The 13,746-nt window shown below is 62.4% G+C and carries 15 protein-coding genes and 1 pseudogene; 6 read left to right on the forward strand and 10 right to left on the reverse strand.

Annotated elements, in window-relative coordinates; all coding sequences use genetic code 11:
* Positions 1 to 2 precede the first annotated feature (2 nt).
* The 5 genes and pseudogenes from CDO35_RS05890 to CDO35_RS05905 form a co-directional block, all read right to left on the reverse strand.
* Positions 3 to 1,256 carry an FAD-dependent oxidoreductase gene (locus CDO35_RS05890; protein WP_243699058.1) on the reverse strand — a complete coding sequence of 418 codons (1,254 nt, stop codon included), beginning with the start codon at positions 1,254 to 1,256 and terminating at the stop codon, positions 3 to 5.
* Positions 1,245 to 1,409: pseudogene (locus CDO35_RS23000) on the reverse strand (rubredoxin); the annotation flags it as partial. The pseudogene CDO35_RS23000 and the gene CDO35_RS05890, both read right to left, overlap by 12 nt.
* Before the next feature lie 5 nt (positions 1,410 to 1,414).
* Positions 1,415 to 2,860 carry an aldehyde dehydrogenase family protein gene (locus tag CDO35_RS05895; protein ID WP_099523033.1) on the reverse strand — a complete coding sequence of 482 codons (1,446 nt, stop codon included), beginning with the start codon at positions 2,858 to 2,860 and terminating at the stop codon, positions 1,415 to 1,417.
* A gap of 10 nt (positions 2,861 to 2,870) precedes the next feature.
* Positions 2,871 to 4,061: an aromatic ring-hydroxylating oxygenase subunit alpha gene (locus tag CDO35_RS05900; protein WP_208019937.1), complete on the reverse strand. Its 1,191-nt coding sequence runs from the start codon at positions 4,059 to 4,061 to the stop codon at positions 2,871 to 2,873.
* Between the two features lie 415 nt (positions 4,062 to 4,476).
* Positions 4,477 to 5,403: a LysR substrate-binding domain-containing protein gene (locus CDO35_RS05905; RefSeq protein ID WP_099523035.1), complete on the reverse strand. Its 927-nt coding sequence runs from the start codon at positions 5,401 to 5,403 to the stop codon at positions 4,477 to 4,479.
* A gap of 240 nt (positions 5,404 to 5,643) precedes the next feature.
* Between CDO35_RS05905 and dusA the strand changes: the two genes are divergently transcribed.
* Positions 5,644 to 6,645, forward strand: coding sequence for a tRNA dihydrouridine(20/20a) synthase DusA (dusA, locus tag CDO35_RS05910; protein WP_099523036.1), 1,002 nt, complete (start codon positions 5,644 to 5,646; stop codon positions 6,643 to 6,645).
* Here the strand turns inward: dusA and CDO35_RS05915 are convergent.
* A complete protein-coding gene (locus CDO35_RS05915; protein ID WP_099523037.1) occupies positions 6,639 to 6,941 on the reverse strand; it encodes a transcriptional repressor in 303 nt (100 codons plus the stop codon). The two genes, dusA and CDO35_RS05915, sit on opposite strands and share 7 nt — an antisense overlap.
* Before the next feature lie 195 nt (positions 6,942 to 7,136).
* Between CDO35_RS05915 and tal the strand changes: the two genes are divergently transcribed.
* Positions 7,137 to 8,063 carry a transaldolase gene (gene tal / locus CDO35_RS05920; protein WP_099523038.1) on the forward strand — a complete coding sequence of 309 codons (927 nt, stop codon included), beginning with the start codon at positions 7,137 to 7,139 and terminating at the stop codon, positions 8,061 to 8,063.
* 122 nt (positions 8,064 to 8,185) lie between these two features.
* On the opposite strand, the gene rssC is transcribed toward tal, so the two are convergent.
* Together rssC and rssB are read right to left on the reverse strand one after the other, a co-directional pair.
* Complete coding sequence (gene rssC / locus CDO35_RS05925; RefSeq protein WP_026088796.1) at positions 8,186 to 8,668, reverse strand: anti-sigma factor antagonist RssC; 483 nt, start codon at positions 8,666 to 8,668, stop codon at positions 8,186 to 8,188.
* 8 nt (positions 8,669 to 8,676) lie between these two features.
* On the reverse strand, positions 8,677 to 9,861 hold the full coding sequence (rssB, locus tag CDO35_RS05930; protein WP_099523039.1) for a two-component system response regulator RssB: 1,185 nt from the start codon (positions 9,859 to 9,861) through the stop codon (positions 8,677 to 8,679).
* A gap of 214 nt (positions 9,862 to 10,075) precedes the next feature.
* Here rssB and CDO35_RS05935 point away from each other — a divergent pair, with 214 nt between their 5' ends.
* The gene (locus tag CDO35_RS05935; RefSeq protein WP_021490576.1) at positions 10,076 to 10,375 is read left to right on the forward strand and encodes a PilZ domain-containing protein; all 300 of its coding nucleotides are present in this window, start codon (positions 10,076 to 10,078) and stop codon (positions 10,373 to 10,375) included.
* Between the two features lie 57 nt (positions 10,376 to 10,432).
* Here the strand turns inward: CDO35_RS05935 and CDO35_RS05940 are convergent, their stop codons facing one another.
* Positions 10,433 to 11,137, reverse strand: coding sequence for an MlaA family lipoprotein (locus CDO35_RS05940; RefSeq protein WP_099523040.1), 705 nt, complete (start codon positions 11,135 to 11,137; stop codon positions 10,433 to 10,435).
* A 104-nt stretch (positions 11,138 to 11,241) separates the two neighbouring features.
* Between CDO35_RS05940 and CDO35_RS05945 the strand changes: the two genes are divergently transcribed.
* From CDO35_RS05945 to CDO35_RS05955, 3 genes are all read left to right on the forward strand, one after another.
* The gene (locus tag CDO35_RS05945) at positions 11,242 to 11,652 is read left to right on the forward strand and encodes an acyl-CoA thioesterase (protein ID WP_099523041.1); all 411 of its coding nucleotides are present in this window, start codon (positions 11,242 to 11,244) and stop codon (positions 11,650 to 11,652) included.
* Positions 11,653 to 11,714: 62 nt separating this feature from the next.
* Positions 11,715 to 12,431 carry an HAD superfamily inactivated hydrolase PcrP gene (gene pcrP, locus CDO35_RS05950; protein WP_099523042.1) on the forward strand — a complete coding sequence of 239 codons (717 nt, stop codon included), beginning with the start codon at positions 11,715 to 11,717 and terminating at the stop codon, positions 12,429 to 12,431.
* A gap of 116 nt (positions 12,432 to 12,547) precedes the next feature.
* Positions 12,548 to 12,814 (forward strand): DUF4404 family protein, encoded by a 267-nt coding sequence (locus CDO35_RS05955; protein WP_021490580.1) that lies wholly within the window; start codon positions 12,548 to 12,550, stop codon positions 12,812 to 12,814.
* Positions 12,815 to 12,881: 67 nt separating this feature from the next.
* On the opposite strand, the gene queF is transcribed toward CDO35_RS05955, so the two are convergent.
* The gene (queF, locus tag CDO35_RS05960) at positions 12,882 to 13,712 is read right to left on the reverse strand and encodes an NADPH-dependent 7-cyano-7-deazaguanine reductase QueF (protein ID WP_099523043.1); all 831 of its coding nucleotides are present in this window, start codon (positions 13,710 to 13,712) and stop codon (positions 12,882 to 12,884) included.
* Positions 13,713 to 13,746: the final 34 nt, after the last annotated feature.

Consider the following 13,746-nt stretch of genomic DNA (forward strand, 5'->3'; position numbering starts at 1 on the left):
CCTCAGGCCACTGATCGTTGTGCGTTCTGGCAGCTTTGCAGCCAGCTGTTGCGTTGGGTCTGCGCCTGTCGTCCGAGCAGGACGAAGCCGCACGCCAGCCCCTGGGCATCGTAGAAGCCGGCGCTCAGGCCATCGGCGCTCGGTGTGCAGCGCCACTCACCAGCGGTGCCAGGTGCCGGCGCCAACAGACACAGCGGTGCGGCCGGGGTTTTCACCGTCACCGGCATCAGCGGATAGCTCACCGCTGTGGGCTGGCCGAGCAAGGTCTTGCTCAGCGCGGCAATACCCTGGTTGATCGGCGCCAGATAAGGCAGCAATTGCCCATCGACCTCGATGCAGTCGCCCAGGGCGTAGATACCCGGTTGCGAACTCTGCAGCTGAGCATCGACCTGAATCCCACGGCCCACGGCCAAACCAGCACATTTGGCCAGGCCCAGATTGGGTTGAAGGCCGACAGCCGATAGCACCAGATCGGCCTCCAGGCTTTCGCCATTGGCCAGGGTCAAGCGGTAGCCCTGCTCCAGCGCATCGACACGGCGAACGGTGTTCTGCAAGTGCCAGCTAACGCCCAACGCTGCCAGCGCACTTTGCAGATGTTGCCCGGCTTCGGCCGGCAGCAAGCGCTCCATCGGCCACTTACCCAGGCCGATAACGCTGACCTGGAAACCGCTGGCCGCCAGGTCGTTGGCGAACTCGCAGCCGATCAGCCCATCACCGAGAATCGCCACACGTCGCACGCCGACCAGGCGCTCGCGGAAGCTGCGGTAGTCATGCAGGTTGTTGACGCTGATCAGCGCATCGCTGGCCCCTTCGATGGGCAGGCGAATCGGCGCCGCACCGCTGGCCAGCACCAGCTGGCCGTATTCCATTTCACCGATGTTGGTGTGCAGGCGCCGCGCCGTGGTGTCGATGTGCCCCACCATGCAATGCGGGTAGACGCGAATCTTCAGGCGCTTCTCGATGGCCAGCGCCGACTCACCGGCCAGCGCGTCGGCACTCTTGCCCTGAGCCAGGCCGATGGACAGCGCCGGCTTGGAGTACAGGTGCCCGGACTCCTGGGTCAGCACACGTATTTCTACCTCGGCATCGGCGCGGCGCAGGGCCTGGGCCAGGCCATAACCAGCATAACCGCTGCCGATGATGACGATGGGCTGGCGCACGTCGGCCGCTATGGCTTGCAACGGTTGCGGTGGCACCGGCAACGGCGTGCTGAGCGGCGCTGCGGCGGCAGCGACGACCGGGCTGATGTCGAGCATCTCGAAATCTTCCTTGCCGACTTTGCACTCCGGGCACTTCCAGTCCGCCGGTACGTCTTCCCAACGGGTGCCGGCGACAATGCCGTCGTCCGGCCAGCCCAGGGCCTCGTCATAGATGAGGCCGCAGACCACACACAACCAGGTCTTGAACATGGCGCTCACTCCCCCGCCACGCGAATGGCGACGTTCTTGGTGCGTACGTAGCTGTACAGCGCTTCCTGGCCCTTCTCACGGCCGAAGCCGGACAGGCCAACACCGCCGAACGGCGTTTCGATGCCACCGGCATACCACTCGTTGACAAAAACCTGGCCAGCGCGCAGGCGCCGCACGCAGCGCATGGCGCGGCTGATGTCCTGGGTGAAGACGCCGGCGACCAGGCCGAAATCGGTGCCATTGGCAATCTCGATGGCCTGCTCTTCGCTGTCGAAGGGGATGATCGCCAGCACCGGGCCGAACACCTCTTCCTGGGCGATGCACATGTCCGCGCGCACGTCACGAAACACTGTCGGGCGCATGAAGTGCCCGGCCAGTTCGCTATGAGCCTCGCCACCGGTGGCCAGTACCGCGCCTTCATCGACTGCGCGCCGACACAGGGTTTCGATTCCAGCAAGTTGAGCGGCACTGACCACCGGGGTGAGGTCCGGGTTGTCCTGGCCGAGGCCGACGCTGAGCCCTTCGGCCAGCTCGACCACCGCCTGGACGATGTCTTCGTAGATATCGCGCTGCACCAGCAGGCGCGACATGGCCGAGCAGACCTGCCCGGCATTGAAGAAAATTCCGTTCTTGACGCTGGCCAGCAGCTGCTTGCGGTCAACGTCGGCGAAGGCGATGGCGGCCGATTTGCCGCCCAGTTCCATGACGCTGGGAATGGCGTTGGCCGCCGCATCACGGAGGATCGATTGGCCGGTAGGCACCGAGCCGGTGAAGACGATCTGGTCGACCTTGGCACTGCTCACCAGATGCGCTCCGACCTCGCGACCGCGGCCGCAGATCAGGTTGATCGCACCCTGCGGCAAGCCTGCCTTGACGATGGCGCGCACCAGCACGCACATGCCCAGCGGCGACAGCTCCGGCGACTTGATCACCACCGCGTTGCCGGCAGCCAGCGCCGGCGCCAGGGAACGAGCGCAGATGGACACCGGGAAATTCCACGGCACGATCTGCGCCGATACGCCCATCGGGTCGTAAACGGTGAAGTCCATGTAACCGTTGCCCAGCGGGATCGAGGTGCCCTCGATCTTGTCCGCCATACCGGCGTAGTACTCGAAGTAGCGCGCGGCTTCGATGAACTCATCGCGGGCATCGTTGATGCTCTTGCCATTCTCCTGGCACAGCACCCAGGCGCCCTCATCCGCCACCGCGCGGATTTCCTCGGCGATGCGCAGCAGCCAGCTGACCCGCTGCGCCGGTCGGGCGCGGGTCAGCTCGCCGCTGTCGGCGCAGCGACGCGCTGCCTGCAGTGCACGCTCGGCGTCTTCGACAGTAGCCTGGGCGATGGTCGCCAGCGGCTCGGCAGTACCGGGGTTGTTCACGCGCAGGTGCTGGGCGCTGTCGACCCAAGCACCATCGATGTAATTGAGCCAGTGAGAGGCGATCGGATACATGACGGCCTCCTCAGGCGTTCTGCGCGATGGTCAGCAACTTGCGCGCGGCCCACTGGTGGAAGTAGTGCGTTGGGATGTCCATTTCCGGGGAGAACGCGCCGCCGCCGTAACCTGGCGAATGACGGCCCTTCTGCATGCCCTCGACCGAGGCGATGTCCTCGGCGAACACCACCTTCCAAGATTCCAGAATGGCATTGCGGCAGGCGGCGTACTCGTCGCTCAATGCCTCGTCACCGACATAGAACAGGCGCAGGTGCTCGATGGTACGGCCCGGTGCGACCGGTTCCAGCTGCATGGCGAAGGCATGGTCGGCCTGGATGCCCAGCAGCACGTTGGGGAAGAAAGCCACGTACTCGGCGTTGCGCAGGCGGTCCTGCGGCCAGCTTGGGAACTGCGGCAAGTGGGTGCCGGCAACGTCGGAGAGGTTGTAGGCGTAGCTGCCCTGGCCGGCGAACTGCTCGTCGAAGAGGATGTTGTAGTGATCTTCCAGACGCGAGTAGGTGTTCAGGCTCGGGTGCACCCACGGCAGGTGGTACGCCTCGCAGTAGTTCTCCACGGCCAGCTTCCAGTTGCAGGCGATGTCGAGGGTGGTCGAGTCCATGTTGGCGCGGCGGCGCATCAGGCCCATGCCGTCATCACCGAGGAACTGGCTCCAGCGCGCGGTCAGCGGCGCCAGCATCTCTTCCAGCGGCTGCGCGTCGCCGGACAGGTTGACGAATACCATGTCCATCCAGATGGCGCTGCGGATGGCCTTGAGGCCGTGCTTCTCGCAGGCGAAACGCTCGTCCTTGTGCTTGTCGATACCGCCCACGTGCGGCGTGCCCTTGAGGCCGCCGTTAAGATCGTAGGTCCAGGAGTGGTACGGGCAGCGAATCACGCCCTGCACGGTACCGGCCTCTTCCACCAGCTTCATGCCACGGTGGCTGCAAACGTTGTGGAACACCTGCACCAGGCCTTCACGGTTACGCATCAGCAGCAGCGGCAAGCCCATGAAGTCGACCGGTTTTACCGAGCCGTTCTGGTTCAGGTCGCTGGCGAAACCGACACAGGCCCAGGTCTTACCCATGACCTGGTCGCGCTCGAGCTCGAACAGCTTCTGGTCGGTATAGAACTCGTTGGACAGGCCGGTGGCTTGGTGGATGGGCGCGAGTACGGTTTCCAGTTGGTGCACTGGAATTTGCTGAGAAGTGGCTTGAGTCATTGTTGTTATCCCCTGCAAGGCACGGTGGTGGTGATCGGCAGTCGCTAGGGCGCTGCTCGTTGGTCACCAGTGTCGAAAAGCAGGGGATTGTTCGACAAACGATTTTTTGCACTGATATTTATGATAAAAAATCATAAATATCAGGATAGATGGGTTAGTAAAGCCAGTAATTACGCGGGTTGATGCATGTCGTTAACTCATCGACTCATGAAGAGAAATGGTTTGTCCGGCGTTGCCACCGGTGCCATCTTGCCGGCACTGCGCAACGCTCTGCAGGCACTTGCCAACCCGGCAAGCGCTGCCTGCTGCGCAGCGGTTCCACGCCAACAGCCGCGAAACCGCCCTCCTCACTGATCGCCCACGCTACGGGCAAAGCACGAGCTGCCTCAGGCCAAAAGCCTGCGGCAGCCTCGTTTCACCCCGCTTGAAGCTCATCACCGGACTCGCTGGTGACCTGCTCCATCAACCAGTTGCGAAAGCGCTGCACGCTCTGTCGGCTGCTGCGCCCCAGCGGTTCGAGCAGGCAGAACTGTGCATCGGTATGCAGCGTGACATCGATGGGTCGCACCAACGCGCCGGTCTGCAGGTGGTTGTCGACCAGGTTCGACCAGGCCAGCGCAATGCCCTGCCCGCTCAGCGCCGACTGGATCAGCATCGAATAGCTGTTGATGTTGATTCGGTGCCGCGGCTCGCGCGCCTTGTGGCCCAGACGCTGGAACCACTCCGGCCAGCTGATCCAGTCACGCTGTGGGTCTTCCAGCCACAGCCAGGTGCCGGTGGCCAGCTGCGTCGGGTCGTAGAAATCCGGGTGCTTGGCCAGGTAGCCAGGGCTGCACACGGGGAACACTTCTTCAGCGAACAGCGGCGTCACCTGCATGTTCTTCGGCGGCGTGCGGCAGTAGTACAACGCCAGATCGCAGTCCAGGCGGGAGAAATCCTTGACGTGGTCATAGGCGATGATGCGCAGGTCCACTTCTTCATTGTCTCGCTGGAACTCGGCGACCCGCGGCAACAGCCAGAGCGAGGCCATGGCGGTACTGGTGACCACCGTGACCTGCTGCGCGCCGCGCCAGTGACGGATCTCGCCGGTGGCATGGGCCAACTGCAGCAGGGACTCACGCACCGTGTCGTAGTAGTGGCTGCCGGTCGGGCTGAGATTGATCTCGCGGGTGGTGCGCTCGAACAGGGTCTTGCCGAGGTAATCCTCGAGCAGACGAACCTGCCGGCTGATCGCACCCTGGGTGACGTTCAGTTCCTTGGCCGCGAGGGTAAAACTCAGGTTTCGCGCGGCTGACTCGAACGCCACCAGGCTGTTGAGTGGGGGCAGAGGTTGAATCTTCATGCAGGCAATTCACGCAGGCGTTGTTGTTATTTGGCCGCTGTCTGGAGAGCGACTCGACCTGAAGCATGCAGCTTGTAGCGTTAAACCGATACGCGTCGCGAGAGAAAAGTCACAGCTCTGGTAGACTTGCACGCCGCTGCCAGCAGTTGCGCCACTGCGCGACGGATACCAGTAGAACAGCGCCGCGCCAGAGTTTCTTGCCTGAAAACCCCGTCAACACGTCAGAACGCGTCATCCCACATGTCTTTAGAAAATGTTGTAGCCACGCCGTCCGCCCTGTCCCGCCGCTTCTCCGTGGCCCCGATGATGGATTGGACTGACCGTCACTGCCGGTTCTTTCTCCGTCAGCTGTCGCGTCATGCCCTGCTCTACACCGAGATGGTCACCACCGGCGCGCTGATCCATGGCGACCGCGAGCGTTTCCTGCGTTACAGCGAGTGCGAACACCCGATTGCCCTGCAGTTAGGCGGCAGCAACCCGCAGGACCTGGCGACCTGCGCGAAGATGGCCGAAGAACATGGCTATGACGAAGTGAACCTGAACGTCGGCTGCCCCAGCGACCGGGTGCAGAACAACATGATCGGCGCCTGCCTGATGGGCCACCCGGCGCTGGTCGCCGACTGCGTGAAGGCCATGCAGGACGCCGTGAACATCCCGGTGACGGTCAAGCACCGCATCGGCATCAACGGCCGTGACAGCTACGCCGAGCTGTGCGATTTCGTCGGCCAGGTGCGCGATGCCGGCTGCCGCAGCTTCACCGTGCATGCGCGCATCGCCATCCTCGAAGGCCTGTCGCCGAAGGAAAACCGTGAGATTCCGCCGCTGCGCTACGACATCGCCGCACAGCTCAAGCAGGACTTCCCAGATCTCGAGATCATCCTCAACGGCGGTATCAAGACCCTCGAGGAATGCGAGCAGCATCTGCAGACCTTCGATGGCGTGATGCTCGGCCGCGAGGCCTATCACAACCCCTATCTGCTGGCGCAGGTGGACAGCCGCCTGTTCGGCGCCGCAGACCCGGGCATCACCCGCATGGACGCCCTGCTCGCACTCAAACCCTACGTCGAGCAACACCTGCGCGAGGGCGGCACCCTGCATCACGTCAGCCGTCACGTACTGGGCTTGGCCCAAGGCTTCCCTGGTGCACGGCGTTTCCGCCAGCTGCTGTCGGTGGACATTCACAAGGTGCAAGACCCACTGGCGCTGCTCGACCAGGCAGCCGAACTGCTACGCGGTCATTGATCCGGCGCGCTCAGGCGATAGCGGCTACGCCCCGTCGTCTGCACCAGGCCATTCTCCTCCATACGCCGTAGCACCTGGCGCACGCTGACCAGCGACAGCGGTTCGCCGGCCTCACTCAATTGCTGGTGGAGTGCGCGCGCGGATATCCCCTGCTCGTCATTGGCGCTGCACAACGCCTCCACCACCTTGAGCCGAGGCATGCTGAAGCGCAGCCCGGCGGCCTGCAACCACTCACGGCACTGGCGCGTATCCAGGCCAGCGGAAACTGAACGAGAAAGCTGGGTTTGGGTCGACATGCTCGGGCTCCTTGGCAGCTCGTCTACAGTCGGACTCCACCGACTTCGGCACGTTCTTACGTACCGTCATAGATAAAGACGAACGAGCCGGTAAAAAGCGCAGCCCGAAAAGCTAAATTTTGTCAGTGACCCGACCGTTGAGCGCCCGCTGCGCCTCGGGTAAGGTCATGCCATCTGTAACGACAAGGCCTCGTCATGACCTCCAAGCTGGAACAACTCAAGCAGTTCACTACCGTAGTCGCCGATACCGGTGACCTCGATGCCATCGCCCGCCTGCAACCGGTGGATGCCACCACCAACCCCTCGCTGCTGCTCAAGGCAGCTGCCCTGCCTCGTTATGCCGACCTGCTGAATCAGGCCATGAGTGCTGGCAAGGGTGACGTGGGGCTGGCCTGCGATCATTTCGCGGTCGCCGTCGGCCAGGAGATCCTCAAGGTCATTCCAGGGCGCATTTCCACCGAAGTCGATGCGCGCCTGTCGTTCGACACCGACGCGACCCTGCGCCGCGCCGAGCGCCTGATCGGTCTTTACGAAAAAGCGGGGATCGGCCGCGAGCGCGTACTGATCAAGATCGCTTCGACCTGGGAAGGCATCCGCGCCGCCGAGCAGCTGGAAAAAGCCGGCGTGCAGACCAACCTGACGCTGCTGTTCGCCTTCGCCCAGGCGCAGGCCTGCGCCGATGCCGGCATATTCCTCATCTCGCCGTTCGTGGGGCGCATCTACGATTGGTACAAGAAGTCCGAGGGCCGTGATTTCGTCGGCAACGAAGATCCAGGCGTGCAATCGGTCACGCGCATCTACGACTACTACAAGGCCAATGCCTACGACACCGTGGTGATGGGTGCGAGCTTCCGTAACACCGGCCAGATCGAAGCGCTGGCGGGTTGTGACCGTCTGACCATCAGCCCCGAACTGCTGCAGAAGCTAGCAGAGGACGATGGCCAGCTCACTCGTCAACTCGCCCCTGGCGCTGCCGGCGAACCTCGCCAGAGCCTCGATGAAGGCGGCTTCCGCTGGGCTCTGAACGAGGATGCCATGGCTACCGAAAAACTGGCCGAGGGCATCCGCCTGTTCGCCCGCGATCAGGAAAAACTCGAAGCCCTGCTGGCCGCCAAGGCCTGAATGACAAAGGGGCGTCAGCCAAGCTGACGCCCCTTTTCATTGCGAGGTAGGGTGCGCTGTGCGCACCACCAACTTTCTCGGCAGATATCGGTGCGCGCAGCGCACCCTACGGAAGCACTCGATCAGTGCCGCTCGAGTGCGCTGACCAGATCATGGAACGCCTCGCGATTGGAGTCGTTGAGCCCCATCAGGATGCGGTGCGCTTCCAGCACCTTGGCCTTCACCACCTCTTCGGACTGATCCTGCGAAGGCAGATCATCCAGGCAATCCGGGCAGGGAATCGGCCGATCGACGATGTTGAACACCTGGTCGAAGCCCATGGACTCCAGCAGGCGCGTGATGTCGTCGTGAGTGGTGACAACGGTCGGCAATAGACCAACCTTCTGCCGCGACAGAATGGACAATTTCGCCAGCAAACCGAGGGTCGTGCTGTCGATACTGCGAGTTTCGGTCAAGTCGATGACGATGGCCGAAAAATTCAACGCGGTGAAAATCTTTTCAATCGTGGCATCCAGTGCTGAACACAACGTCAGACGGACTTCACCGACAAACTTCAGGACGAAGGTTCCGTCCTGCTCGGCGAATTGGATGCGACCGGGGCTTATCCCAGGATTCATGCAAGGTTCCTGCTCAACACCAGCAAGGCGATATCATCCGGCATCTCGCCCAGATTGGCCAGACCGAGAACTTGACGCAAACCACCCAGCGTACCGCCAGCCTGGCTAACCAGTTGTGGCAACGCCAATTCCTTCTCTTTCAGCGTGTCACCTGGCAGCAGGTCGAGAATGCCATCGGACAGCAGCGTCAGGCTGAAAGACTCTGGCAACTGCATTTCCAGATCACCGTATTCGGCTTCCTCGAACAGGCCGACTGGGAGGCCACGGCCTTCCAGGTAGCGCGCCTGGCCATTTTCGAACAGCACCGGCAGCGGCAGATGCCCGCCGATGCTGTAGGTGAGCATGCCGCTCTCCTCGTCGATCACACCGCCGAGCATGGTCACGTGCTTGCCCAGCTTGCAGTTGATCAACCCGCGATTGATGTGGCCGAGTACATCGGAGGGTTTGAATTCCGGTAACGTGCCGCCACGCCGCCACTCGTAGAGCAGGCGCGTGGTCATGAACTTGAGCAGCACGGTGACGAATGCCGACGACGCACCATGGCCGGAAACATCGGCCAGGTAGAACGCTACGCGTCGCTCGTCGATACGGAAGTAATCGACGAAGTCACCGGACAGGTACAACGACGGGATGATCTGGTGCGCGAAGTTCAGGCCATCGGCCTGCCAGGGCGTCACCGGCAGCATGTTCATCTGCACCTGACGGCCGGCGTTCTGGTCCTCCTGCAACAGGTGCAGGCTGGCCTGGAGCTCACGATTGGTCGCTTCCAGCTTCTCACGATAGAGCTGGTTCTCGACGCGCAGACGCGCACGGTCCAGCGCACGGCGCACCGAATGCTCCAGCACGGCGAGGTCTTCGAGAGGTTTGATCAGGTAGTCGGCAGCGCCGAGACGGAGGGCTTCGACAGCATCGGTCATCACACCGGCGCCGGAAACGACGATCACCGGCACCTCGACACCCAGTGCGTTGATACGACGAATCAGTTCAAGACCGTCGACCTGCGGCATGCGCAGATCGCAGATCATCAGGTCGGGGCCTTCCTGCTGGAACACTTCCAGCCCCTGCAAACCGTTGTTGGCCTGCAACACCTTGAAGCCGCTGTCCTCGAGGTAGGCCGCGAGGCTTGCACGTACGACATCGTCGTCGTCAATGATCAGCAGAGTGGCACTGGTTTTGTGCATGGGGTATCCAGGCAAACTGCGCCAGGGCAATTTTTGGTCACTGCCCGTGGCGCGGCGCTGCATCTATGGCGCCAGGGCGATTTCAAGGGGCAGACGGTACTCCCATCTGCCGGCCGATTCAAGCCGGGACCGGTCGTCGTTCGGCGGCTTTACAGGTCAAATCGACGAGGGTTATAAGAGCCGCGGGAGAGCTCATAAGAAGAGGACAGGGTCCATGAGTCAGAACGATCGAGCGTACAGCGAGAAACGCGACTACATCCGCATGCGACTGGAAGCTGCAGTCGTCCTCCATCATGCTGGCCGGGAAATTCCCGCACTGTGCCTGGATCTTTCCAGTACTGGCATGCAAATCGAGGCTGAAGCGGCCTTGAGCATGGGCGACAAGGTCAAGGTCCATATCCCTTCAGAACACAGCGAACTCGCCGGCCTCGACGCTCACGCAGAGGTCGTGCGGGTCGGCGACCTGGGTGACGGTCGTCAGTCGCTGGGCCTGGCCATCATCTCCATGAGCTGAAATCTGCATTTACGAAAAAGGCGGCCCAGGGGCCGCCTTTTTTGCATCTGTCAGGACTTAAAAGTCGTCTTCGACCTGGCCATCCTTGACCTTGAACTCACGGCTCTGCAGGTATGCGTTGCGGATGAAGATGTACTTGTCGCCGCTGATCAGCCGCTCGGCCTGCAGCAGGTTGGCACGGGTGTCGACAACCTGCACGCCACGGGTGACGTTACGCGTTGGCACATGATCCATGTGCGGATACGGCGTCAGGAAGCTGTCCGGCACCCGACCGGTGGCATCACGCACGGTGCTTGGCCCGAGGAGCGGGATGACCAGGTAAGGCCCGCTGTTCAGACCCCAGACGCCCAGGGTCTGGCCGAAGTCTTCGTCACTCTTGCGCAGGCCCATGTGCTTGGCCACGTCGAAGAAGCCCAGCACACCGAAGGTGGTGTTGAAGATCAGGCGACCGGTATCGACGCCAGCGTTGTGCAGCTTGCCCTGCAGCAGGTTGTTGGCCAGGTTGCCAACGTCGCCGATGTTGCCGAACACGTTGTGTACGCCATCTTCGAGAAATTGCGGCGTGACCGCCCGATAACCCTGGGCGATCGGCTTCAGCGCATAGGTATCGACGGTATCGTTGAAACGGAAGATGGGGCGATTGAAGCTTTCCCAAGGATCTTCTTCCGAAGCTGCCTGACTCATCGCAGGCAGCAGGCTCAGGCCGACGAGGGCCATCAGGCCACCCAGGCGCGCGATCCAGCGAGCACCGATCACATGCATTTAAATCTCTCCTTGAGGAAAATAATGTGGCCACCGCCAGCGGGCCGAATGCCGCGTAGTATAAAGCCTGGAGCCCTGATTGGGCAGCATAGCGAAGAAAAGCGATGACCGACGAAACCTTGCTGCACACCGCACACATCCCCGTACGCTGGGGCGATATGGACAGCTACGGGCACGTCAACAACATCATCTACATGCAATACCTGGAAGAAGCCCGTGTCGCCTGGTTCGAGCTGGCCGGCGTAGCCATGAGCAACGTGCCGTTCGGCCCGGTGGTCCTGCAAACCCAGCACACCTATCTGAAACCGGTGATCCACCCCGCCACCGTGGTGGTGGAACTGCGGGCTGGCGCGGTGGGGCGCAGCAGCCTGGTGATCGAACACCGGCTGCGCACCGTCGAGGACCCGCTCACGGTCTACGGTGAGGGTTACTGCAAACTGGTGTGGATCGACCATGAGAGTGGCAAGTCGGTAGCCCTGCCGGAGCATGTACGCGCTCTGTTCGACGTCATCTAGCGGTCACATTACGGTCATCCGCTGGCGCTAGATTGGCCTAGGCCAATGCCACGGATGATCCCATGCCCTCCCCCTGCACCGCCCTGATCTTTCAACTGTCCGGCTGCCTGGTCGACTTCGGTGCCCGCACGCTACCCGTCGCACTGCAGCGGCTGCACCCCGAGTGCACGCCCACAAGCCTCGTCGGTGCGCCGCAGCAGACGCTGGACGCCTGGCTAGGCAAGCCGGCAACCGCAGCACAACTGCAAGCGCTACAGCAGACGCTGAGCGAGGTGGCCGGCGACCATGCCGAGCTGACCCCAGGTGCTGCACAGTTGCTGCAAAGCCTGCATGCCAATGGCACGCCCTGCGCCTGGCTGGACGACCTGCCGGCCGATACCACCCTGCGCCTGGCCGAAGCACTGCCCACGCCCATCGAAGCGGTGTTGGCGCGTCAGACAAGGCCGTGGCCGGCGCCAGACAGTTGCTGGCAGGCATTGAGCCAGCTGAATGTCGAGCGCCTGGATGGTTCTGTAGTCGTCAGCGGTAATCCGCTACTGCTGCAAGCCGGGCTCAATGCTGGCTGCTGGACCATCGGCCTGGCCGCCTGCGGGCCACTGTGCGGCTATGCCCTGGCCGACTGGCAGGCACTGGACGCAAGCGAGCAGAAACACCTGCGCGCCGAGGCCACGCTGCAGCTCTATCGTCTGGGCGTGCATTCGGTAGTCGATCACCTGGGAGAAATCGAGGCCAGCCTGGACGATATCGGCGTACGCCGGAGCAAGGGCGAAAAGCCCTGAGCCTTTGACTCTGATCAGGCAAAGCCGGCTCGCTTGGATTAACCTTCAGGTACGGGTTGAAAACTTCCAGCGCAGCTGGGGGTCAATGCCTAAGCTGATTCGAAAAGGAGAACTCTATGCCAGCAAGCGACCTGCAGCAGCAACTGGAAGCCCTCCAGCAACACTTGGCCCAGGACACGCCGCTCAGCGAGGAAGAACGTGCATCGCTTTACCTGCTGACCCAGGAAATCGAAGTGCAATTGGCGCGTGAAGCCGCCTCAGCGCCCGACGCCACGCTGGTCGATGGCGTCAATCTGGCGGTGGAACGTTTCGAGGCCAGCCACCCTACCCTCGCCGGCACCCTGCGCAACATCATGCAGAGCCTGGCCAACATGGGCATCTGAATGCCCTGCCCCGGCTAACATCGAGCAACTCAGGAAAATGCCGCCGTTTGGCGGCATTTTTCATGGATTACTGCCGCGCCAGGCGACCATTTTCCGGTTTGATCACCTCGGTGCTGCGGTACGGGTTGATGTCCAGCCCGCCACGGCGCACGTAGCGTGCATAGACAGTCAGCGACTGCGGCTGCAGCAGGCGCTGCAGATCGAGAAAGATGCGTTCGACGCACTGCTCGTGAAAATCCGCGTGCTGGCGGAAGCTCACCAGATAGGCCAGCAGGCTGGCATGATCCAGCGCGGCACCACGATACTCGACGACCAGACTGCCCCAATCCGGCTGACCGGTAACCGGGCAATTGGATTTGAGCAGATGACTGTGCAGGCTCTCCTCCACCACGCGACCGGCGTCGCAGCGCAGCAGCTCGGGTTGCGGGTGGTCGTACTGGCTGACACTGATATCCAGCTCATCGATGCACTGACCGGGCAGCGTTGCCACTCCTTCGTCAGAAACCTCAGCCAGCGAGCGCAGGCGCACCGCTACTGGCTTGCCGGCCACCGCCGACAGATCACGCACCAGTGTCGCTTGCAACTCATCCCAACTGGCGAAAGCCGACTGGTTCAGGGAGTTGAGGTACAGCTTGAAGGACTTCGACTCGATGATGTTCGGCGAGTCGGCCGGGATGGCGAACTCACCGATGGCCACCACCGGCTTACCGGACGGCAGCAGCCAGGACAGCTCGTAGCAGTTCCAGTAGTCCACGCCCTGATACGGCAGGCTGGCGCCATCGAGGCCCAGCTCCGCCCATTTGGTGGTACGCGAGATGGGAAACAGCAACTCGGGGCTGTACTCGGCGATGTACTGGCTGGACTTGCCCAGCGGGGAATGTTCGGCGGGGTGCTGCATGGCTGGCAATCCAGGGTGGCGAAAACCGCGCGAG

This window comes from Pseudomonas sediminis, assembly GCF_002741105.1.
Taxonomy (GTDB): domain Bacteria; phylum Pseudomonadota; class Gammaproteobacteria; order Pseudomonadales; family Pseudomonadaceae; genus Aquipseudomonas; species Aquipseudomonas sediminis.